We start from the raw sequence: 20,320 nt of genomic DNA, 5'->3' as shown, positions 1-20,320 counted from the left end.
TGCTACGCGAGGGCCGACGTTGGTTGAACGCTTTCCATACTGCCGAATGCTCCGGCGGAGAGCAGTGCGGAAACGACCGCTGTGCCCAGTTGTGGGGGCACGGCGTTGCCGATCATCGTGGCGAGCGCGCTGCGCGTGGTGCAGGTCGAGAAGTCGAAGTAGTCGGGAAAGCCCTGGATCCGCGCGGCCTCGTGCGCGGTGAGCGCACGCGGGAGCTCGGGGTGCATGTACCGGCCCTGGCCGATGCTGCCGAAGCCGCTCGTGATGGTCTGCGCCGGTTCGTCCCATCGAAGGCGGCCGTACATCGACTTGTAGCTGTGGTCGCCCTGGTGGCACTCGGGACGGAGATGGTTCGGGAGGTCGTAGGCGTCGTTGTCGAGAAGCCACTGCATGCGTTCGAGGTTCGGCGCTTTGGCCTGCGGGGGGCGGTCCATGATGCTGGTCGGCACAACATCGACGAGGTCGCCGATCGCCCACGCGAGGTCGTGCTGGACCGAGTCCGCAGCGAGGGTCTCGAAGGTGGTGGTCGGCGAGACCGATCCATCCCGTGTCGCGAGGAGGATGTGACGACGTCGCGTCTGCGCGACGCCGAGCCGCTCGAGGCTGACGACCTGGTCGGCGACCTGATAGTGCAAAGCGGTGAGCGCTTCGCGCGCGCGCTCGACGACTCCGCGGCCGTCGTGGCGGTCGCGGAGCACGGCCGGGACGTTCTCGATGAGGACGACCTCGGGATTCAGGACCTCGGCGGCGCGGACCATGCGCAGGTAGAGCGCATTCTTCTCGTCGACGCGGCGGGTGTGGTTGTTCAGGTTGCTGTGGCCCTGGCACGGAGGCCCGCCGACGAGGATGTCGACCCGACCGATTTCTCGCGCAGTGCGGTGCTCTGCGAGGGTCGGCTCGGAGCCGACGGGGCCGTCGAAAAAGTCCTCAACGGGTGCGGTCTCGACTCGCGTCGCCGACGGGAAGTTCCGTAGGTAGGTCGTCGTCGCCTGCTCCTCGAAGTCGACGGCGAGCGCGATGTCCAGGCCGCGGCCGGCGGCGAGAGCGGCCTGGGCGATGCCGAGGGTGATGCCGCCGCAGCCGGCGAAGAGATCGACGAGGCGGAGGGGTGCATCGCCGACCGAGAAATCCGGCCGGACCGATTCGCGCAGCGGGTGCGGATCGGTTCTCGCATCCGTCGCCCATTCCACGTCTTGAACGATAGCGGTGACCGACGTCGTGCCCGAGCCCCCACGTCGCCGACGGCCGATACGATGTGGCCCACAGCCCTGACCCGAACGAAAGCGCCGTGCGATGCCGAACGTGCTCTGGACCGACCTCAAGGGGCTCAAGCCGCCCAAACTCGACAAGGCCGTCGAGATCCGCGAGGCCGCGTTCATCAAGAAGCTGCGCCAGGATGACACCGCCGACGGCCTCCGCATCAAGCCGATGACGGATGCGGCCGACCCGCGAGCACGGACCGGACGCGTCACGCAGGGCTGGCGGGCGGTGCTCTTCCGGTTCGACTCGAGCGAGGGCGTGCGGACGTACGTCTACGCCGGCACGTGGCCGCACGACGAGGGCAACATGCTCGCCAAGACGCGGCGGCTCGAGGGCAACCCCATCAACGGCATCGCGCAGATCGTCGACGTCGCGTTCCCGGTGCAACCCGTGCACTACGAGCCGGCGACGGATGGCGCGGCGACGTCGGTCTCGTACCTCGAGGGCACCTACAACTACTCGCTCGCCGACCTCACAGACGTGCTCGGATTCGACGAGGCATCCGCTCGTGCACTGCTCGCCGCGACGACCCGGGAGGCGGTCACCGACATCGCCGAGCGCTTCCCGAATACGTGGCAGCAGCTGGCCGCCCTGGGGCTCGCGTTCGGCGACGAGCTCGGGAAGATCCGCACGGACCTCGGTTTCGACGAGGCCCCCGACGCCGAAGAGCTCGCCCATCTCAGTGAGGACGACCGCATCCTGCGGGCACTCGAACACCCGGCCGCCAAGATGCAATTCACCTACATCGACAGCGACGAATCCCTGCGCCGCATCATCGAGGAGGGCGACTTCGGCTCCTGGCGAGTGTTCCTCCACCCCGAACAGGATCGGTACGCGACGGGCAGCTGGAACGGGCCGTACCGCCTCTCGGGTGGAGCCGGCACCGGGAAGACGGTCGTGCTCCTGCATCGCGCTCGTCACCTGATGCGCCGCAACCCCGAGGCATCCGTCGTGCTGACGACGTACACGCGAGCGCTCGCCGAGAACCTCAAGCGCGACCTTGCGAGGCTCGACCCCGACCTTCCCATCGCGTCGGCGCTGGGGGAGCGCGGCATCCTCGTTCGAGGCGTCGATCAGCTCTCGGCGATGGTCCGGTCGCGGGCCGGCAAGGGCTTCGGTGCGGCCGCCGCGGCGGTCCTCGGCGACACGATCGGCTTCGCGAAGTCCCTCATCGGCAACCAGGACCGCTGGGCCTCCGCGTTGGATATCGCGGCTCCCGACCTTCCACCCGACCTGCTCAATGAGTCCTTCTTCGAGCACGAGTACGTGCAGGTCGTGCTGCCGGCGAGGGTCACGGAGGCTGAGGAGTACTTCGCCATCCGTCGCCCCGGTCGCAAGGTCGCACTCGATCGGCGCAAGCGGGTCGAGGTCTGGCGGACGATCGAGGAGTACCGCCGACAGCTGCGCGCCGCGAACGAGCTCACGTGGGCCGAACTGGCGTCCATCGCCTCGGTATGGCTCGATTCGGTCGGCGACTCCCAGGGAGCACTCGTCGATCACCTCCTCGTCGACGAGGCTCAGGACCTCGTGCCGTCGCACTGGCAGATGCTGCGGTCGCTCGTGCGCCCGGGCGTCGACGACCTGTTCATCGCCGAGGACAGTCACCAGCGCATCTACGGTGAGCACGTCGTGCTGCTCCGGTACGGCATCGCGATCCGCGGGCGCTCGAGGCGCCTGACGCTGAACTACCGGACGACCGAGGAGAACCTGCAGTACGCGCTCGGCGTGCTCGCGGGCGCCGAGTACCTGGACCCCGAGGGCGACGAGGTCGCGCTCGTCGGATATCGCTCTGCTCGGCGCGGCCCGACGCCGCGAGTGCTGGCGTGCGGCGATCCGGACGAGCTGCACGACGGCATCGCCCAGTTGATCCGGTCGTGGATCGACGATGACGTCGACCCTGCCACGATCGCGGTACTCGCCAGAGGCAACGCCGCGGCGGCTAGGGTGCGGGCCGAGCTGAGCCACCGCGGAGTGCACCTGAACCACATCAAGGCGCCGAGCGTCAACGGCGACAAGCCCGTCACGCTCACCATGCACACCGCGAAGGGTCAGGAGTTCAGCCGCGTCGTGCTCTACGACGTCTCGGACGGTGTCATGCCGAACCCGCTCATGCTCGCCAACGCTCCGGCAGACGAGCTCGAGGATCTACTGCTGCGCGAGCGATCGCTGCTCTACGTGGCGGCCAGTCGGGCGCGGGACGAACTCGTGGTGTCGTGGGCGGGGGAGCCGTCGCCGCTGCTCGCGGGGAGGGACAGGTAATGGCTGAACCGTCATGGGCGGACGCGCTCGCAGCGTGGTCGGCGTTGGCGTCAGCTCTCTTCGGCGCAATCGCCCTGGTGGCCGTGTTCTACGTCGGGCATCAGCTTCGTCTCCAACGAACCCAACTCCACAGGGATCTGGAGAATCTCTATCTCGAACGGTATTGGTCGATCTGGGATCGAATCGCTGAATCCGAGTTCTACCCGGGAGAAGAAGCTGCTCGGCGCCGAACTGTTGCGATAGGTGCGTACCTCAGGCTGAGCGAGGATCAATGCGATCTCCGGGCTGCTGATCGCGTCACGAACACCACATGGCAGGAATGGCTGGATGGCATGCGTACCCAGCTCGCCGACCCGGATTTCCGGGCTCAGCTCGATGCCGCTCCCGACGATCAGTTGAAGAATCTCAAGAAACTGGTAACGACCCACGACGGCTTCGAGCCCTCCGTCACTTCACCCAAGGTCCGGCAGCGCAGAGGTTTGTAATTGCAATGACGGCTCGACGTGCCGAGTCCTCGGGCGGCACCTGCACCATCTAGGCTGCCGTCTCCTTTGCGGCCATTTTCTGGTCGTAGCGGTCGAGTTCGCTCATGAACCATTCGAGTGCTTCGACGATTCGCTCTCGGTCTCCGCGGTCGTCGAAAACGTCGAGCGGGAACGAGGGGCGCTTGTTCAGCTTGTCGGGCGGAAGGTCGACGCCCTTCGCCTCGCCGAGCCGGGCCCGGAGCTCTTCACGGAGTTCGGGCTCGTCGAACGGCGGACGAGTGACCAGGTACTGGAACCCGACCTCGACGTACCCGGACGCATACAGCGCGATGGGCCAGAGGTGCTTGGGTCGAGCGGGGCCGGTGGGTGCCTGGAGGATGCATGCGAGATCCTCACCCGAGCCGTAGGTCAGGTGACCACCCAGCCGTTCCCATGCGTCGAGCAGCTCGATCACCCCGTGGATCGTCGTGGGTGGCTGGCTCGCGGTGAGCTGCGTCATGAACGCGGTGCGCTCAGCGCCCTCCTCCTCTATCTGCGGCTCGACATCCGATCGAACCGAGAGGCCGATGAGCTCGGCGAGCTCGGACACCTGCATCCTCTGGTCCGGGGATGCCCGCAACTCCGAATCGAATTCGATGCCTTCCGTGCGAAGCACGTCGTGGACATCTCGCGCGGCGTACTCGCTTCCCGGGTTCCAATAGAAACCCGGTGACACGGTGCCTGCCGCCTGCAATACGCGATACGCGCCGGGGATCGGCTTCGTCGCGAGGAACTGGCCGAGCGGGACCGGATGCGTTCCCGCGATCGCCGCCACATCGCCGTAGCTCGCCCATCGGCCGGCGGGAATGGCGCCGACCGCATCGATGGCGATCTTCCAGCTCACTCCCGAGTCGCTCGAATCGGTCTCGGCGACCGGGCCGACCCACGTCGTCACGATGCGCTCGGCGAGCACTCGCCCGCGTTCGAGAATCGCCTCCGGACCCCAGGTCTGGCGGGCAGCGATCTCGTGGTTCATCCGCAGGCCGGACGACTCGAGCAGTTCGCGCTTCTCGGCGAAGGGGCGGTTGCTGAGTTCCGAGTTGTAGGCCGTGAGCGTGAGATTCGCCAGCGTGTGCAGCAGTTCCTCGTGCACCTCGTCGACGGACCGGTCGTCAGTTTGGCTGGCGATCGCATCGCGCCATGCGGGGCTGAGTGTCTGAGGCATGACGTGCTCGATGCTGGTCTCCGAGAGGTCCGCCAGCTCGCGCGCTTTGTGGTCGACTCCTCGGAACTTGACCGGAGTAGCCTCTTCCAGCCAAGCGAGCACGGTCTTCCGCTGATGCGGCCGACCCTGGTAGTAGAACGGCTTGGACAGTACTGCTTCTGCGATCTGCGCGTCGGTGGCGAAGAATTTGCGACCTACGGTGAAGTAGCGGCGGAGCGCGTCCACCGAGGCAGTCTCGCCGAGCTCGGTGACCGCTCGGTTGAAGATCTTCGGAAGCGAGTTCGCCGGCGCACCGATGATGATCCGCCGGACCAGGAACGACTCGATCAGATGGAGCGCGGCAACCACATCCGCTTCGCCGATGAGGCCGTCGTCACGGAGCCGCAGCCAGAACAGCACCAGCACGTCCATCGAGCCGATGCCCCAGCTCTTCACCCGCCGGAGCTGCCTCGCGACGGCTGTGTTCTGCTCCAGCGATGGGTCCCGATAGATCGCGAAGAGCTCGGCGAGTCGCTTGAACCGCTTGACCTCGTCGATCACCTGATCCTGGTCGAGGTGGCGAAGCCGCTCGACCTGGCCGGAGTAGATGTCGCCGGCCTTCGAGTCGGGGCTTCGCCAGATGAGGTCGATCCAGAACAGTGCTTCGAGGTCGCTCGGCGACAGCAGCTTCTGCATCGGAAGCCACCAGGTCTCGTAGACCTCGTCGCCGCGCTCGCCGGCCCTCATGAAGAGGTAATTGCGGAGGAGATCACCCTGCGTGAGCTTCATCCCGGTGTTGTTGAGCGACTCGAAGATCCGGTAGACGTTGTCGTCGCCCTTCGCGGTGATCGCAACGAAGACCAGGCCGTTGAGGACGGCGCCCTCGATGCGGGGCATGTCGTGCGGGTCGTCGGGATCATCGGCGAGACGCAGCTTCGTCCTGAAGAAGCGGTACGCCTCCAGAAGTCCCGACGGTGCCGAGTGATCGATCGACCCGGCGACGATCGAGCGATACGCAGGGCGGTCGGCCTGGGTCGGCAGCAACTTCAGACGGGCGTCGCCCTGCTTGAAGCGGTCGATGAGGAAGGTCTCCTCCAGCCGGGCGATCTGGGCGAGGTCGTCCGGTTCGGTCTCCGCGTAATGGTCTCGCATCGCGGCGATCAGGATGCTCAGGGTTGTGAGCCGCTGCTGGCCGTCGACGACGAGGAACTCGGTGCCGTTGGGGCCGATCTGGCCCGTGGAGAGCACCAGGGAACCGGTGAAATGCGTGGCCGATGGCGAGGTCACGTGGGTTTCCGCGAGCTCGATGATGTCGGCCCACATGCGCTCGAGCTGCTTGAGCGTCCACGAGTACGGGCGCTGGTACAGCGGTACCCGGTACTGAGTCTGGCCCTGCAGCACCTCTCGGAGGCGGGTCTCCTGTACATCCATGTCGATCGGGCCTTTCGTCGGTGAAGGGGCCGCCGCTCCAAGCGTGCGCGCGGGTTCAGGTCTCGCAGACGCGTGGAGCGCCTCTGGTCGGGGTGGATGCCACCGCGACTCTCATCATGCCGTGTCGCTACGTCACGGAGTCGCTCGTCGGTCGGGGGTGTCATCCGCATGCGGCTCACGGCGCCCCGAGTCCGTAGGTGTACGAGCCCGTCGACCAGTTCATCGTCGCGTTGTAGGTGTAGCCGGTCATGGTGCCGTCGCCGTTGTCGACGGTAGCGACGAAGCACTCGAAGACAGTGGTGAGCTCGGAGAGGTCGTCGATCGAGCCGCCCTGCACAGGAGAGCAGCTGACGCTCAGGATCGGCCCATCGATGACGCCGTCGGCGGCGTGCTCCTCGGCCATGACCTTCACGCTCTCTTCGATGCCTGGCACCGCTGCAGCGCGCGTCTCGCGCTCTGCGTCGTCCTCCGCCTCGGCGGCACGTTCCGCAGCCTCTTCGCGTTCCTTCTCCCGCTCCGCCTCGGCCTCCCGCTCGCGCGCAGCCTCCGCTGCCTCCTCGGCCGCCACGCGCGCCGCCTCGCCGTCGGACACGACCTTCCAGGCGAGCAGACCACCGCCGATGAGCACGACGGCGAGCGCACCGATGATCGCAGCGGTGATGAGCTTCCTCCTGCGGCTTGTCCCCACGGATGCCGCGCCGGGTACCGCGTCGGTGGTCGCCCGCGCAGCTGCCGGGTCGGGGAGGTCGAGCCACCTCGCGCCGTCCCAGTACCGCTGGCCGCCGTCGGGCGTCGGGTACCAGCCGACCGGCGCCCGCTCATCCGCTGTGGACTGCGCGGACGTCGGCTGCGCGACCTCGTCTTCGCCGAGAGCGACCTCTCGCGCATCCGTCTGATCGCTCGCTTCGCTCTGCACACTCGGCGGCTCTACGCCCGAGCCTTCTACCGAGTTGTCGGCTTCGCTGCCGTTGCGCTCGAGCGGCTTCTCCGGCTCGTTCTCGTTCATGATCGTGTCCTTCGGTTCGAGAATTGACCTGCGTCACGAGCCCCGGTCACTGGGCCTGATCGACCACTCCGCGCGTTGCCTCCACCTCGGCGCGGACCGCCTCGATCGCGGCGCGGGTCCCGGGGTCGTCGGACGCGGCGATCGGGTCGTCGAGTGCGTCGATCGACGCCTCGAGTCGCCCGAGACTGTCCGCGTACGCCACGGCTACCGACTCCGGCGCGTCGAGCGACTGGAGCTGGCCGAGGTTGAAGCTCAGCTCGACGGAGTTGGACAGCAAACGGAAGAAGCCGCCCTCGTCGAGTGTGACGACCATGTCGTCGAGGTCCTTCTGCATGTCGTCGAGGTGCGAATTCGCCGACCCGCGGAACCGCGCCGGGTCGGCCGGGGTGGGCGTCGGCTCGGCGATCGGCGTCGGGGGCGGCGTCGCAGTGGGCGTAGCCGGCTCCGGCGTCGGCGTCGGGGACGGTGTCGCGGGCGCCATGGTCGCAGCCGATTCGGCGCCGCCGCTCGCGGCGCCGATCGCCGCACCGATGCTGCCGACCACGAGGACGCCCGCGACCACCGCGCCCGCGATCAGGAGGGTGCGCCGGGTGTTCGAACTCGGCGCTGAGGTCGATGTTGCAGCGGCGTAGACCTGCGTATCGGCGGCGCTCGGTGCCGCGGACGGCGTTGCGCCCACGGGTGCGGGCGCTGTGGCCGGTGCGAAGTGATCGGTCCAGGCCGCGCCGTCCCAGTACCGGAGCCGACTCGCGTCGTGCGGGTCCGGATACCAGTTCGGAGCGGGGGCGTGGGCGGGGGTGTTCGGATCGGACATGCGATCTCCTCGGGAGCGGTGAAGTCTGCGACGGTAGCGGCCTGAGCGACCGCCGCGGAATGCCCAGAATTGGGGCGATTTCAGGGGGCGGATGCCGCGAGCTCGTGCCCGCGGCATCCGCGAGACGGTTAGTGACTAACCGACCGCCAGCGTCCACGCCCCATCGGCGTTGACTGCGATCACCGACGGTCCGGCACTGAGCGGCACCGTGCCGCTGTACGCTCCGATCTCGTTCACGAGCAGGCCCATGCTGAATGCGGCGCCGGTCTCCTCGATGACGACGAAGTTGCGCGACCCCTGGTGCGTCGCGGTGAGCGCCGCCGCATCGTCGTCGTAGAGCAGCACGGCGTCGCCGGTGCCCGACCCGGCCAGCGCGGGGGCGGATGCCACGGGCGAGATCGTCACAGTCCAGTTCCCGTCGGCCGTGACCTGCAGCGTCTTCGGCTCGGTGAACGACGTGAAGCCGTACACGGTCGTGCCGGAGTACGGCCCGATCGTGTTCACGAGCAGGTCGCCGGTCGACTGGTTCGACGCGTCGAGACCGCTGAGCACGAAATTGCGCGCACCGTCGTGGGTCGCCGTCACGATCGCGGCGGTCGCGGGCAGGGTGATGATGCTGTCGCCGGTGCCCGACTGCGTCACCGGCTCGAAGGTGCCCCAGGTCTCCGCGGCCCAGTCGGCGGCGGTGGGCTCGGGGGCGGGCTCGGGCTCCGGCGCGGGCTCGTCCTCCGGTTCGGCCGCGGCATCCACTGCGGTCTCGTCGGGTGTTGCGATGCCGGGGTCGGCGATCGGCGCGACGTCGTCTCCGCGATTCGCGGCGTTGACGCCGTTCACGATGAGCGACAGCACGATGAAGACCGCCGTGACGATCCACGCCATCGTCCGGTGCTTCGCATACCCCTCGAGCGGGCGGCCCAGCTTGTCGCGCTGGGCGCCGGCGAGCACGAGGACCAGGTCGACGAGCACCCACACGCCCAGGCCGCCGAGCGTGAAGAGCTTCGCGAGGGCGGTGCCGATCTTGCCGAGGTAGAACCGGTCGACGGCGAAGAGGCCGAGCAGGAGGGCGAAGAGCCAGGTGACGATGAAGGACTTCGGCGCCGGCTCGCCGGGGCCGGTTCCGGGGGCGGGATCCGCCGACGTGGCGGTGACGGTTGTCGCCGGTGCAGCGGTGGCGGATGCCGTGGGCGCGGTGTGTTCGGTCCAGGCGTCGCCGTTCCAGTAGCGCTGCGCGCCGGAGCCGTCGTCGTACCAACCGGGAGGCGTGCCGCCGGCCGATGCGGGCGACACGTCGGTCGTGGCGGGGGTGCCGCCTGCCGGAGGAGTCGAGTTCGAGTCGCTCATGGTGTTTCCGTTCGCTGTGGTGTGGGCGCACGGTTCGGCGCGCCGCCGTCGGATGGACAGCTGACCGACGTTAGTTACCCGGTCCGACGCGACGGCGGCGCGCGAGCCCTTCAGGCCCCGCTTCTGGGCTGCGGATTCTGTGCCTGATCAGCCGCCGCCGTGGCATCCACCCCAGAAAGGGGTACACGGCCGGTCGACCACCGTTCCGAGCGGATGTCGGTGGCCCGCCGTAGCGTCGCAATCTTCGGCTACGGCTGGAGTCAGCAAGGAGCACCGACATGGGCTCGGACTCACCACTCAGCGCACGCTTGGACGCTCGGCTCCGCGCCCCCGGCATGCCGGTCGGCCACATCGATCGCGCGCAGTTCCTCGCCGACGTTCAGGCGCTCGAGCTGCGCCTGGCGATCATCGACGACCGCTTCGAACGTCTCGCAGCTCGCCCTGACGACGCCTACCAGGCGTGGCGTCGCGACACCGTCACCCGGCTGCGCTCGATCGCCGACCGGGCGGGCGCCCTCGAAGCCGGTGGTGGGCTGGAGCCGCACCGGCGTCGGCACGTCGCGGCGCTGCTAACCGTCCTGCGGCGCCGGATCATGCAGCTCGACGAGCGGCACGCGCGGTACGGGGATCGACGCGCACGGCGGAGGGACGGCCCCGGCACGCCGATCGCACAACTGACGACGTCTCGGTGACTGACAGCTGTGGGGCGAAGCGCTCCCTCACCTCACCCGAGCACCGTAGGCAGCACCGCGGGGGCCACTTCAGTGCCGCTTCCCCCGGTCATCGCGGAGATTCGGAATCCCTCCGCTAGGTCCGTTGGGAGCTGCGCGACTTCGATGTCGCGGACGTCGCGGAGATACTTGATCGCTACCCGGAACGGATAGCGAAGTTCGCCGTTCTCGACCTCATCCGGCCGCAGCAGCGTCCCCTCCGGTCGGACGCCCGATTCCGCGCGAAACACGGCGATGCGCCTGAGCACCCCCTCTGACCAGAGTTCCGCCTTGCGACGCGGGCTCCCGCCGAGCGTCGGATGGCTGAAGCCGCTTGCGATGAGCACTGACGTGCCTCGCGTGATCCGTCCGTAATGGGGGCGGTCGTGAGTGAATCCCCAAGTGCCGGTCTCGATCGCATGGTCGAGGTTTCGCCGTCCGAGTTGGTCGCTCCGTAGGTAGATGGCGATCGCCGACATGGTTTGATTCTGCACGGCGCCGGTACCACGCGCCAGTGAGAGCCGCGGTGCATTGACCGCTTCATCAGCTGCAGAAATCGCACAGCCCGGATCGCGGCAGCCGATTGCCACAGCTGCCGCACGCGCCGCCGTCGAGCCGTTGTCTTCGTTGCATACGATCGCCTCGCCCGCGCGTGTTGTTCACCGGATGCGTCACGCCCCAAAGGCCACGGCGCGCGCTGCGCCAAAGCTCGATATCCGCTCCGAGCACCTGGGCGGCCTCTTCGGCGGACCGGAATCCGTTCGTGTAGCCATAGGAGACCCGAATATCCGGTCCGCCCGAGTCCCGCGGGGCCCTGATATACCCAGAGGTGCCGAAGAACGTCGACGAGCCGATCCCGTTGGCGATGCGGCGGATCATGTCGTAGTTCTCCAAAGGGATCCGATGCGCGCGGAGTGCCTCGTCGAGCGAATCGTATTGTCGTTGGCTTGCGCCGGCGCCCTCTGATTCGAGCTCGGCCGCGTCCCCTGGATGGGTTTCGGAGCTGAGGCTCGCCCGCCCGGCAATCATGCTCACTCGCGGATCGGCTTCTTCGGGCGTCATCAGAAGTCGCCTTGCAGGCTGGCCCTCGCACGCTGGAGGAGATCGGCGTAATCGGGGTCTTCGATTCCGTACAAGGGCGAGCCGTCGTTCGCATCGAACGTCCAACGCGCCCGGAATCCGACCCGCCGAGCCTTCCTGGTCGGCCAAGACAGGATCCCAGGAATTGCGCGCGTCGACTTCAGATGAAGTTCCTCGACGATCCGGTCGGCAGCCACGAGACCGGGTGCGGATTCGATCCAGATGTTCCAGAGCGCACGCTCCTTCTTCGTCAGGGTCTTCCACCACTTCGCCGCGGCCTCCAACTCAGATTCCGCAACCAGCGAATCTGACGACACGCTCTCTGTCGGCGCCTCGTCGCGCCAGTCCGCGAACCAGCGGTAGAACTCCGTTTCGCGGTGCGCAGGAACCAAGACGCGCAGCTCTATCAGCTGTGGTGCTTCCTTATCGCGATCATCCATGACTCGACCGTACCGAATAGCTATAGCTAGGTAAAGCTATTTATAGAAGATTCTTCTCGATCCATGCCACCACGGCTCCGTTGCGTCAACATTCTGAACTCGTCGGCGGCGCATTTGTCGGCGAGCATGCCGAGTAGGAACCGGACCATACGCTCGGCGCCAAGCGCCGACTGGCGGGCGGCGGTGATGAGTCTGCCGCCCGCAGGAGCGGGGTACGACCGGGGGCCGAGCACCCAGTACGGCACGCGAGTTCGCCGCTAGACCGCGGCCCCGAGGAACAGGCCGACACAGCGCCGAGCGCCCGCCATCCCCTCCTCCCGCGGCCCCGACCGCGTCGTCATCTCCGCGCTCGGCAGCGTCGGGCAGCGCGCTCGGCGTGCTGTTCATCATGCTGCTCCTCGTCACTTGGGTGCCCTGCAACTGGCAGCTCGTCATCACGGCGCCGTGGCAGACGATCTCGCCGCGATCGCGTTGCCACGGTCGGCATGGCGTGCGCCTGCAACTGGCCCCGGCTCGGTCGGCTCGGTCCTAAGGACCGGCGCACCTCACCCTCGCGATCGGTATCGTCCACGAGCCGCTCGCGCTCGCGATCGTGTGCTGAGCTTCAGCGGCGTCGTGCAGCAGGAGGTGCTCCTCATCCCCGCGTTGTACTCGCTGTACGTCGTGCTGACCTCGACCGGAGTGACCGTCTGGTTCCTGACACGCTGCTCACCGACGCGCGCACCGGAGAGAGCGACGGATCGCTCACCCCGCCGAGCCGAAGTCGAACACCAGTCGCGCCGGCACGTCGCCGTGCAGCACCTCGTCGACCGCCGAGTTGACGTCGCCGAGGTCGCGCGGTTTCGAGATGACCCGGGTGCGGCCGAGGGCGTGGAGGGCGAACACCTCGGTGAGGTCCTGCCGGGTTCCGACGATCGAACCGATGATCGAGATTCCCTTCAGCACGGTGTCGAACACCGGCACCGTGAGGGTGCCCTCGGCCGGGAGGGAGACGAGCACCATGCGGCCGCCGCGGTTCAGCGAGCGGAATGCCTGGTCGAAGACCTGCGGGGCGACGGCGAGCACGATCGCGACATCCGCCCCGCCGACCTCGGCGATCGCCGCGACCGGGTCGCCCGCCGAGGCGTCGACGGCGTGGTCGGCGCCGAGCTCGCGGGCGAGGTCGAGCTTCTCCTGCGTGATGTCGACGCCGATCACCTCGGCGCCCGCGAGATGCGCGTACTGCACCGCGAGGTGGCCGAGTCCGCCGACGCCCCACACGGCGACGCGCTCGCCGGGCACGACGTGCGCGTTCTTCACCGCGGCGTACGTCGTGACGCCCGCGCAGGTGAGCGGTGCGGCATCCATCGCCGAGACGCCCTCGGGCACGGGCGAAGCGAACCGGGCATCGGCGACCAGGTACTCGGCATAGCCGCCGTCGATCGAGTACCCGGTGTTCTGCTGCTGCTCGCACAGGTTCTCGCGTCCCGAGACGCAGAACCGGCATTCGCCGCACGCGTGCCCCAACCACGGCATCGCCACGCGCTCGCCGACCGAACGGGACGTCACGCCCTCGCCGACCCGCTCGACGATGCCGACGCCCTCGTGGCCGGGCACGAACGGCAGGCCCGGCTTGACCGGCCAGTCGCCGCGCATGGCGTGGATGTCGGTGTGGCAGAGCCCGCACGCCTCGAGGCGGACGAGCACCTGGCCAGGTCCGGGCTCGGGGATCGGCCGGTCCTCGAGGGCGACGGGCCGGTCGAAGGCCGTCACGACGGCTGCACGCATGATGTGTTCCTCCTGGTCGAATCGAGATCGTCGCGGCCGCAGCCGGCGGAGCGCTCGCATGCCAGTCTCGGGTGTCCGGCGCGAGGCTCACGGGGACTTGGTCCCGCGGCGCGACCGGCGCCGGCACGCGGGCACGTCCGGATCAGCGGCGGGCGGGCGAGCAGGAGGACGACGTCGGGCGGGAGTGCGGGCACGTTCAACCACGCCCGCCCGATCAACCGGGCCACCGCGTCGAGACCGCGCCCGGTGCTACCGGTGCACGTGCGACGGCTGCCCGGTGACGCTCGTGATGTCCTTCTCCGTGGCGTGCAGCAGGCGCTCGGAGAGGTTGCGCAACGCGCGCGCGACCGCGAGCTCGTCGCCGATCTCGGGGACGTTCGGGTCGAGCGGGTTGCGATCCGCCTTTCCGACGCCGGTCACGTCCAGGCCCGCGGGCGTGCGCAGGTTGGCGTTCGCCATCGTCGTGTTCTCTTCTTCTTCGATCTCGACGGTGACCATCCACAGCTTCGTCGCATCCATGGAACCCACACCCCTCCCCGGTCTCTCGCCTTCAGATGACAAGCTGCATGGACGGCGACGCTCAGCGCCCGGCGCTCGCCTTCCCCTTCGCCCGAGACCCCGTCCGCGCCGGCGCCTTCGCGCCCGGCGCCGTCGTCATCAACTTCTCCACCGCCTTCGACATCGCCGCGCCCCGAAGCCCGTCGAGCTGCACCTCGATCGCCCGCAGGTCCTTCCGTAGCCCCGCGTCCTCGACGCGCGACCGCAGTCGGCGCACGACCTTCAGCCCCGCATCCACCTCCTCGTCGGTGAGCTTCGTCGTGTCATCCTTCGACAGCGCCGAGGCGCGTTTCACGAGCTCGGCCGTCTCCGACAGCAGCTCGCGGTCGCCGAGCATCGCCACGACCGCGGGCGCCTCGATGCGTTCGAAGAGTGCGATCCACTCCCGCCCGGCATCCGTCGTCGACAGCAGCTTGTCGCGCACCTTCTGCAGCGCCGTGACCTCGGTCTGCGCGCGGAAGAACTGGGCGCCGATCAGCTCGATCGCGCAGATGCTCTGCTGCAGCAGCGCGACCATGCCCGACTTCGCGTCGCGCTTGATCAGCGTCGGGTCGGCGGGATGGAACGAGTCCTCGACGGTCGCCGCCTGCGGGCCGGTCTCGAACGTGAAGCCGTAGGTCTTCTCGAGCGCCGAGCTCGCGATGTGGCGGCTGTAGACGTAGTCGCTCCACGTGCCCGTGGTCGCGTAGAGGCCGATGCCCGGCTCGCTGGTGTACGTGCGACCGCGCACGGCCGCGATCGCATCCCGGATACGGGCGCCGACCGTCTGGAACCGCTGCAGGTCGCGCGGCGGCAGGTACTCCTGGTAGCCGGCGACCTGGATGGGCTTGCACTTCGGCTTCGGCAGCGTCGTGAAGTTCTTCTTCGGGTCGGTCGTCTGGGTGGGGGCGTGGCCCCACGGCCAGAGGATGAGCTCCGAGAACGAGTGCACGTCGACGAACGTGGCGATGCGGTGCGTGTCGAGCAGGTGCTTCACGTTCCGGCCTTCGGGCTCGCTGAACGCGCTCGTTCCGGCGTAGACGTCGGCGCACGGCGAGCACGACGTCTGCCCCTCGGCTACGCCCCACATGAAGTCGGCGTTCCGGTTGAGGTCGACGCCCATGCACGTGGTGCCGGCGTTCGTCGCCCGGTTCTTCCGCCACATGTCGTCGACCGTCATGACGTGCGCGCGTCCGTCGGGGTTGGCGCAGGGCACCATCCAGATGTCGAGGGCGTCGAGGATCAGCTTGATGTCGGCCGCCGGCCAGGTCTTGCCGCCGTAGACGAGGTCGCGATTGTTCGTGTAGCTGACGAAGAGGTCGACCGCGAGCTCGATGATCGCGTCGGGGTTCATGAGCTCGCGCGCGTGCGTGCCACCCACGAGCAGCACCCCGCGGCGCTCGGGGCCGGTGCCCGCGCGCAGGCGCAGGGCGTACACGGGTCGTCCCTGAACGGATGCCTCGGGCAGCTGCATCCGCGTGAAGAACCCCGGGAACCACGTCGCGAGCGACTGCATCTGCGAGTCGAGTTGCGCCACCGTGCGGTACATCAGCGCTCCTCCTCTCGCGGGATGCCCGCGATGCGGTCCTCCAGCCAGCGCGCCGCATCGTCGTCCGACTGGATCCGCTCGGGGTCGAGCGGTGCGATCGGAACCGTGCGGACGACGCGCACCTCGTACCCGCGTCGCACGAGCTCACCGAGCTCGTCGGCGGTGATGATGACACGCACGTCGCCGTGCGCATCCGGAATGCGGTCGAGGTCGAGATCCGCCACGCGCGACAGCGCGGCCTCCCGCACCCCCGGATGGACGGTCGCCTCGAAGCGCTCGCCCTCAGGTTTGCCGAGCGCGTCGGCGCCCTTGGATCGATTCGCCATGGGATCCCCCCGAATCCACGGCTCGCTCGAGCGCCTCGCGACGCGCGAACGGGCTCCCCCCAGAACCACTCGGGCCGGAACCTACTCCCTCCCGGGGTACTCCGCAACAGGTCCTCGCGACCGTATCCTCATCGAGGGCACGGCGTCACCGACCACCGCGCCCGGACGCCGGCCGACGCAGCCCGGCGCAGGAAGGAATCCACGGTGGGACGAGACCCGAGGCCGCACGACCGGCGCGAACCCCTGCTCGCCGCGGTCGTCGCCGGCGGCGCGACGGTCGCGGGCGTGGGCGCGCCGTCGTTCATCATGACGGGCGGACGCACCGGCGCCGAGTACGTGTCCCTCGGCCTGCAGGTCATCTCGCCGGCGGTGCTCCTGGTCGCCGGGCTCATCGCCGTCGCGGTGTACCGGTTCGCACCGTCGCGCGTGCCGCATCCGGTGCTCGCAGCGATCACCGCGGCGATCATCTGGGCCGTCATCCGCGCGCTCGAGCTCGTCGCGCCCGCGATCGCGATCGGCCTCGTCAGCGCCTACCTGACGAGTGCCGCGGCGCTCGCCGCGGCGGGGGCGGTGTTCGTCGGGTTGGTGCCGGCGGTCGCGCTGCGCCGGCGCGCGGTCCGCGTGGTCCGCGCGGTCCGGGCTGAGGGGACGGATGCCACGGCCGGCACGGATGCCACGGCCGGTGCGGATGCCACGGCCGGCTCGGATGCCGCGCGCTGGTCGCCGCGCCTGCCGCTCGCCGCGATCGTCGCCATCGCCGCGCTCGCCGCGGGCATCCCGCCGGCCGTCGCGGTCATCGGTCGCCACCTCGAGGCTCGCGGCTCGTCCGCCGCGACATCCGGCGCCGATCTCGCCCTGTACGCGCTGCTGGGCGCGTTTCCCGCCATCGTCACCGCGGCGTGGGCGGTGCTCGTCGTGCTCCTCGTCGACGAGTGGAGCTCACCGCGGGTGCTCCGCGCGATCGGCGCAGCGGCCATGACCGCGCTCGCGATCGCGGTGCCGGTGCTCGTGATCGGCGGCGGGCTCGAACACGGCGGCGAACCGGCGACGGTCGGTCTCGCGTCGGGCGTGGCATCCGGCATCGTGGTGTTCGCGAGCGAACGACGACGGGTCGCGGCGGCGCCGACGGATGCCGCGGAGCGGGCGATCACCGCCAGGCGCTGAGCTTCTCGGGGTTCATCACGATCCACACGTCGGCGACCCGCCCCGCGACCACGTTGAAGTTCACCACGCCGATCACCGCGTCGTCGCGGCGGACGGCGAAGCCGGCGCCATCCGTCGTCTCGAGGGGTTCGACCCGGTCGTCGGGGTTCTTGGCGAGCAGGCCGAGCAGGAAGCGGGCGACGTTCTCGGCACCGAGGACGGGCCTGCGGGCGGCCGAGACGAGTCCGCCGCCGTCGGAGCGCAGCACGACCTCGGGGTCGAGCACCGACACGAGGGCGGCGAGGTCGCCGGCCTGCGCGGCGGCGCCGAACGCGGCGACCACCTGGTCGTGCTCGGCACGCCCGACGCGGCGTGAGCGCTCCGAGGCGACCCGGCGGCGCGCGGAGGTCGCGAGCTGACGCACCGCGGCGGGGGAGCGCCCGACGATCTCCGCGATCTCCGGGAAGGGCACCGCGAACACCTCGTGCAGCACGAACGCGACACGCTCGGCCGGCGTCATCGACTCGAGCACCACCAGCAGGGCGCTCGACACCGCCTCGTCGAGGGTCACGCGGTCGAGCGGGTCGGCCGCGGCATCCGTCGTCGTCTCGGTGAGGGGGCGAGCGGATGCCGCGGGGCCGGCCGACGCCGGAGCGCCCTCGGCCGCGCCCGAGCCCCCGCCGCCGCCCGCGCGCCCGCGCCCCGCGAAGAACCCCGCCGGCAGCGGCTCGGGCAGCCACGGACCCACGTACCGCTCCCGCCGCGCCCGCGCCGTGCCGAGCAGGTCGAGGCACACGCGGCCCGCGACGCGGGTCAGCCAGCCCTGCGGGTTCGCGATCGCGGCGCGCTCGGCGTCCGACATCCGGTACCAGCGCACGTAGGTCTCCTGCACGGCGTCCTCGGCCTCGCCCGTGGTGCCCAGCATGCGGTACGCGAGCGCCAGCAGGCGGCGGCGCTCGTCGACCACGTCGGCGAGGTCGGGCTCGTGCTCGTCGTGCGTCGTGTCATCCGTCATCGTCACTGCTCCCTTCACCAAGCATGACGCCACAGCCGGCCGGATCGTGAGGGACGCGACCGCCGATCGGCCGCGAACCCGGTCGAGCACGGCTCGAAGCTCGGGAGAGCTGCGGTCGACCGTCACCCAGAGGGCATCGGCGTCGACGCGGTCGTCGTGGTGCGCGACGAAGTCGCGGTTGCGGGCGGCCCGCGACCAGATGGGGTCGCCGAAGCGGCTCGGCACGCCGGAGGCCAGTGACCTCACACTTCGTCCGCCCGATTCGTCAATACGGGTATGACCAGAATCCACACGGCCGCCCTCGCGCTGACCGCGGCCATCGCGTTCTTCGTCGGCGGATGGGCGTCGTTCGCTCCCGACTCGTTCTTCGACTCGTTCCCGGGCGTGCTCGGGCAGTGGGTCGCCACCGACGGGCCCTTCAACGCACACCTCGTGCGCGACGTCGGCGCCATGTACCTCGCCCTCGGCGCGGCATCCGTCGCCGGGCTCGTCTGGCGCAGCCCCTCCGTCACCCGCCTGCTCGGCCTCGCCTGGACGGTCTTCGGCGTCCTCCACCTCTGGTACCACGCCACCCACCTCGACCACCTCGACACGGATGCCGCGATCGGCACCGTCGTCTCGCTGACGCTCAGCCTCGGGCTCGGCATCCTGCTGCTGACCCCGGCGCGCGACGACCGTCGACGTGAGACGGATGCCGCCGGCACGGCCGGCCCCGCGGCATCCGCTCGCCCCCATGCCCGCACCGCGCACGAGGAGGCGGCCCGATGAGGATCGCCGTCGCCGGCGGAACCGGCGCCGTCGGACGCCACGTCGTCGCTGCCGCCGAGGCGCGCGGACACGACGTGCTCGTGCTCACGCGACGCAACGGGCACGACCTCGAGACCGGCGCCGGACTCGCCGGCGCGCTCGACGGGGTCGACGTCGTGATCGACGTCACGAGCGTCGTCACGCTGTCGGGGCGCCGGGCGCGCGAGTTCTTCACGAACGTGACCGGCAACCTGCTGCGCGCCGAGGCCTCTTCGGGCGTCGGGCACCACGTCGCCCTCTCGATCGTCGGCATCGACGGCATCGACGACGCGCACTACGCGGGCAAGCTCGCGCAGGAGGCGCTGCTCGCCGACAGCCCGGTGCCGCACACGATCCAGCGGGCCACGCAGTTCCACGAGTTCGCCGCGCAGGTCGCCGCGCAGACGACCTTCGGGCCGCTCACGGTGGCGCCGAAGGCGCTGATCCGGCCCGTGGCCGCGCGCGAGGTGGGCGCCCGGCTCGTCGAGGTCGCCGAGGGCGAGCCCGTCGGCGGACGCGCCCGCGACCTCGCCGGACCGCGGGACGAGCGGCTCGCCGACCTGGTGCGCCGCATGTACGCGTTCGACGGCGTGCGCCGGGGAGTGCTCGAGGTGCGGTTCCCGGGGCCGTTCGGGCGGTCGCTCGCCACCGGGGTCGTGCGCGGCGGGCCGGACGCGCTGCGGGCCCGCATCACGTTCGACGAGTGGCTGCGGTCGCCCGACCACGTGCCCGTGCGGCGCCGCGAGGGGACACGACACGCCGTTGCGCCCTGAGGAGGCGCGGCGTGTTGCGCCCCCTCGGCGGGAGGCTCGTTGCGGCACGGTGGGTCGCGTGACCCGGCCCAAGCGGGCGAAACCCGTGCGGCCGGCTACGCGGCGACCTACCCTGAGCGCATCGACGACGAGGAGGACCGCATGAGCGACGACACCGACCGCGACCCGGGGCGCCGCAGCGACGACGACCTGCCCGACGACCGCGACTTCGCCGACAGCGCGAGCGAGCAGGCCCGGCTCAGGGCCGAACACGCCCGCGAGCTCGGCGTCGACCCGTTCTTCGAGGGTGCGAACATCACCGAGAGCGACGGTCCCGACCTCGAGGCCGGGCCCGACCTCGACACCGGCGGCGGGCACCGCACGCCCCGCGACTGAGCGCCCCCCGCCACGCTGGAGTGCCGTTCCTGCGGTGGAG

The 20,320-nt window shown here is 69.7% G+C and carries 20 protein-coding genes; 6 read left to right on the top strand and 14 right to left on the bottom strand.

Translation table 11 applies throughout. The features are described 5' to 3' along the window. Window positions 1-2: 2 nt before the first annotated feature. Window positions 3-1,379, bottom strand: a complete 1,377-nt coding sequence (locus WBQ80_RS14970) for a DNA cytosine methyltransferase (RefSeq protein ID WP_336572257.1) — start codon at window positions 1,377-1,379, stop codon at window positions 3-5. Between WBQ80_RS14970 and WBQ80_RS14965 the strand changes: the two genes are divergently transcribed. Next, the gene (locus tag WBQ80_RS14965; RefSeq protein WP_336572258.1) at window positions 1,303-3,519 is read left to right on the top strand and encodes a 3'-5' exonuclease; all 2,217 of its coding nucleotides are present in this window, start codon (window positions 1,303-1,305) and stop codon (window positions 3,517-3,519) included. The genes WBQ80_RS14970 and WBQ80_RS14965 overlap by 77 nt on opposite strands. Window positions 3,520-3,569: 50 nt before the next feature. Here WBQ80_RS14965 and WBQ80_RS14960 read toward each other — a convergent pair whose 3' ends face one another. From WBQ80_RS14960 to WBQ80_RS14940, 5 genes are all read right to left on the bottom strand, one after another. Next, complete coding sequence (locus WBQ80_RS14960) at window positions 3,570-3,947, bottom strand: hypothetical protein (RefSeq protein ID WP_336572259.1); 378 nt, start codon at window positions 3,945-3,947, stop codon at window positions 3,570-3,572. A 106-nt stretch (window positions 3,948-4,053) separates the two neighbouring features. Beyond that, window positions 4,054-6,618 carry a GmrSD restriction endonuclease domain-containing protein gene (locus WBQ80_RS14955; protein ID WP_336572260.1) on the bottom strand — a complete coding sequence of 855 codons (2,565 nt, stop codon included), beginning with the start codon at window positions 6,616-6,618 and terminating at the stop codon, window positions 4,054-4,056. Window positions 6,619-6,793: 175 nt separating this feature from the next. Next, complete coding sequence (locus WBQ80_RS14950; protein ID WP_336572261.1) at window positions 6,794-7,624, bottom strand: DUF2510 domain-containing protein; 831 nt, start codon at window positions 7,622-7,624, stop codon at window positions 6,794-6,796. A 46-nt stretch (window positions 7,625-7,670) separates the two neighbouring features. Then, a complete protein-coding gene (locus WBQ80_RS14945; RefSeq protein WP_336572262.1) occupies window positions 7,671-8,438 on the bottom strand; it encodes a DUF2510 domain-containing protein in 768 nt (255 codons plus the stop codon). 135 nt (window positions 8,439-8,573) lie between these two features. Next, on the bottom strand, window positions 8,574-9,779 hold the full coding sequence (locus tag WBQ80_RS14940; RefSeq protein WP_336572263.1) for an NINE protein: 1,206 nt from the start codon (window positions 9,777-9,779) through the stop codon (window positions 8,574-8,576). A gap of 278 nt (window positions 9,780-10,057) precedes the next feature. Here WBQ80_RS14940 and WBQ80_RS14935 point away from each other — a divergent pair, with 278 nt between their 5' ends. Further along, window positions 10,058-10,471 (top strand): hypothetical protein, encoded by a 414-nt coding sequence (locus WBQ80_RS14935; RefSeq protein WP_337282593.1) that lies wholly within the window; start codon window positions 10,058-10,060, stop codon window positions 10,469-10,471. A 32-nt stretch (window positions 10,472-10,503) separates the two neighbouring features. On the opposite strand, the gene WBQ80_RS14930 is transcribed toward WBQ80_RS14935, so the two are convergent. The 7 genes from WBQ80_RS14930 to WBQ80_RS14900 form a co-directional block, all read right to left on the bottom strand. Continuing rightward, the gene (locus WBQ80_RS14930; RefSeq protein WP_336572265.1) at window positions 10,504-10,968 is read right to left on the bottom strand and encodes a hypothetical protein; all 465 of its coding nucleotides are present in this window, start codon (window positions 10,966-10,968) and stop codon (window positions 10,504-10,506) included. Between the two features lie 64 nt (window positions 10,969-11,032). Further along, window positions 11,033-11,551 carry a hypothetical protein gene (locus WBQ80_RS14925; RefSeq protein WP_336572266.1) on the bottom strand — a complete coding sequence of 173 codons (519 nt, stop codon included), beginning with the start codon at window positions 11,549-11,551 and terminating at the stop codon, window positions 11,033-11,035. Then, on the bottom strand, window positions 11,551-12,009 hold the full coding sequence (locus WBQ80_RS14920) for a hypothetical protein (RefSeq protein WP_336572267.1): 459 nt from the start codon (window positions 12,007-12,009) through the stop codon (window positions 11,551-11,553). Before WBQ80_RS14920 ends, WBQ80_RS14925 begins: the two co-directional genes overlap by 1 nt. A 744-nt stretch (window positions 12,010-12,753) precedes the next feature. After that, the gene (locus WBQ80_RS14915) at window positions 12,754-13,776 is read right to left on the bottom strand and encodes a zinc-dependent alcohol dehydrogenase (RefSeq protein ID WP_336572268.1); all 1,023 of its coding nucleotides are present in this window, start codon (window positions 13,774-13,776) and stop codon (window positions 12,754-12,756) included. Window positions 13,777-14,025: 249 nt separating this feature from the next. After that, complete coding sequence (locus WBQ80_RS14910; RefSeq protein ID WP_336572269.1) at window positions 14,026-14,295, bottom strand: DUF1876 domain-containing protein; 270 nt, start codon at window positions 14,293-14,295, stop codon at window positions 14,026-14,028. A 61-nt stretch (window positions 14,296-14,356) separates the two neighbouring features. Next, window positions 14,357-15,862 (bottom strand): M14 family zinc carboxypeptidase, encoded by a 1,506-nt coding sequence (locus WBQ80_RS14905; protein ID WP_336572270.1) that lies wholly within the window; start codon window positions 15,860-15,862, stop codon window positions 14,357-14,359. Continuing rightward, window positions 15,862-16,188, bottom strand: a complete 327-nt coding sequence (locus WBQ80_RS14900) for a hypothetical protein (protein ID WP_336572271.1) — start codon at window positions 16,186-16,188, stop codon at window positions 15,862-15,864. Before WBQ80_RS14900 ends, WBQ80_RS14905 begins: the two co-directional genes overlap by 1 nt. Before the next feature lie 204 nt (window positions 16,189-16,392). Between WBQ80_RS14900 and WBQ80_RS14895 the strand changes: the two genes are divergently transcribed. Next, window positions 16,393-17,352 carry a hypothetical protein gene (locus WBQ80_RS14895; protein WP_336572272.1) on the top strand — a complete coding sequence of 320 codons (960 nt, stop codon included), beginning with the start codon at window positions 16,393-16,395 and terminating at the stop codon, window positions 17,350-17,352. Here WBQ80_RS14895 and WBQ80_RS14890 read toward each other — a convergent pair. Further along, window positions 17,336-18,592, bottom strand: a complete 1,257-nt coding sequence (locus WBQ80_RS14890) for a sigma-70 family RNA polymerase sigma factor (RefSeq protein ID WP_336572273.1) — start codon at window positions 18,590-18,592, stop codon at window positions 17,336-17,338. The two genes, WBQ80_RS14895 and WBQ80_RS14890, sit on opposite strands and share 17 nt — an antisense overlap. 30 nt (window positions 18,593-18,622) lie before the next feature. Here WBQ80_RS14890 and WBQ80_RS14885 point away from each other — a divergent pair, with 30 nt between their 5' ends. The 3 genes from WBQ80_RS14885 to WBQ80_RS14875 all read left to right on the top strand — a co-directional run bounded on the left by WBQ80_RS14885 (window position 18,623) and on the right by WBQ80_RS14875 (window position 20,280). Then, the gene (locus WBQ80_RS14885; RefSeq protein ID WP_336572274.1) at window positions 18,623-19,114 is read left to right on the top strand and encodes a hypothetical protein; all 492 of its coding nucleotides are present in this window, start codon (window positions 18,623-18,625) and stop codon (window positions 19,112-19,114) included. Further along, the gene (locus WBQ80_RS14880; RefSeq protein ID WP_336572275.1) at window positions 19,111-19,905 is read left to right on the top strand and encodes an SDR family oxidoreductase; all 795 of its coding nucleotides are present in this window, start codon (window positions 19,111-19,113) and stop codon (window positions 19,903-19,905) included. The genes WBQ80_RS14885 and WBQ80_RS14880 overlap by 4 nt, the downstream gene beginning before the upstream one ends. A 141-nt stretch (window positions 19,906-20,046) precedes the next feature. After that, complete coding sequence (locus WBQ80_RS14875; RefSeq protein WP_336572276.1) at window positions 20,047-20,280, top strand: hypothetical protein; 234 nt, start codon at window positions 20,047-20,049, stop codon at window positions 20,278-20,280. The last annotated feature ends 40 nt before the right edge of the window (window positions 20,281-20,320 follow it).

Source organism: Agromyces sp. CCNWLW213 (assembly GCF_037199545.1).
Lineage (GTDB): Bacteria > Actinomycetota > Actinomycetes > Actinomycetales > Microbacteriaceae > Agromyces.
This window is presented reverse-complemented; position numbering and strand designations above follow the sequence as displayed.

Coding starts and splice junctions, on each gene's coding strand:
- WBQ80_RS14925 (WP_336572266.1), bottom strand. CDS start 11,551: ATGACGCCCGAAGAAGCCGATCCGCGAGTGAGCATGATTGCCGGGCGG.
- WBQ80_RS14930 (WP_336572265.1), bottom strand. CDS start 10,968: ATGTCGGCGATCGCCATCTACCTACGGAGCGACCAACTCGGACGGCGA.
- WBQ80_RS14935 (WP_337282593.1), top strand. CDS start 10,058: ATGGGCTCGGACTCACCACTCAGCGCACGCTTGGACGCTCGGCTCCGC.
- WBQ80_RS14940 (WP_336572263.1), bottom strand. CDS start 9,779: ATGAGCGACTCGAACTCGACTCCTCCGGCAGGCGGCACCCCCGCCACG.
- WBQ80_RS14880 (WP_336572275.1), top strand. CDS start 19,111: ATGAGGATCGCCGTCGCCGGCGGAACCGGCGCCGTCGGACGCCACGTC.
- WBQ80_RS14910 (WP_336572269.1), bottom strand. CDS start 14,295: ATGGATGCGACGAAGCTGTGGATGGTCACCGTCGAGATCGAAGAAGAA.
- WBQ80_RS14905 (WP_336572270.1), bottom strand. CDS start 15,862: ATGTACCGCACGGTGGCGCAACTCGACTCGCAGATGCAGTCGCTCGCG.
- WBQ80_RS14920 (WP_336572267.1), bottom strand. CDS start 12,009: ATGGATGATCGCGATAAGGAAGCACCACAGCTGATAGAGCTGCGCGTC.
- WBQ80_RS14875 (WP_336572276.1), top strand. CDS start 20,047: ATGAGCGACGACACCGACCGCGACCCGGGGCGCCGCAGCGACGACGAC.
- WBQ80_RS14945 (WP_336572262.1), bottom strand. CDS start 8,438: ATGTCCGATCCGAACACCCCCGCCCACGCCCCCGCTCCGAACTGGTAT.
- WBQ80_RS14900 (WP_336572271.1), bottom strand. CDS start 16,188: ATGGCGAATCGATCCAAGGGCGCCGACGCGCTCGGCAAACCTGAGGGC.
- WBQ80_RS14915 (WP_336572268.1), bottom strand. CDS start 13,776: ATGCGTGCAGCCGTCGTGACGGCCTTCGACCGGCCCGTCGCCCTCGAG.
- WBQ80_RS14955 (WP_336572260.1), bottom strand. CDS start 6,618: ATGGATGTACAGGAGACCCGCCTCCGAGAGGTGCTGCAGGGCCAGACT.
- WBQ80_RS14970 (WP_336572257.1), bottom strand. CDS start 1,379: ATGAACGCGGCCTCGCGGATCTCGACGGCCTTGTCGAGTTTGGGCGGC.
- WBQ80_RS14950 (WP_336572261.1), bottom strand. CDS start 7,624: ATGAACGAGAACGAGCCGGAGAAGCCGCTCGAGCGCAACGGCAGCGAA.
- WBQ80_RS14885 (WP_336572274.1), top strand. CDS start 18,623: ATGACCAGAATCCACACGGCCGCCCTCGCGCTGACCGCGGCCATCGCG.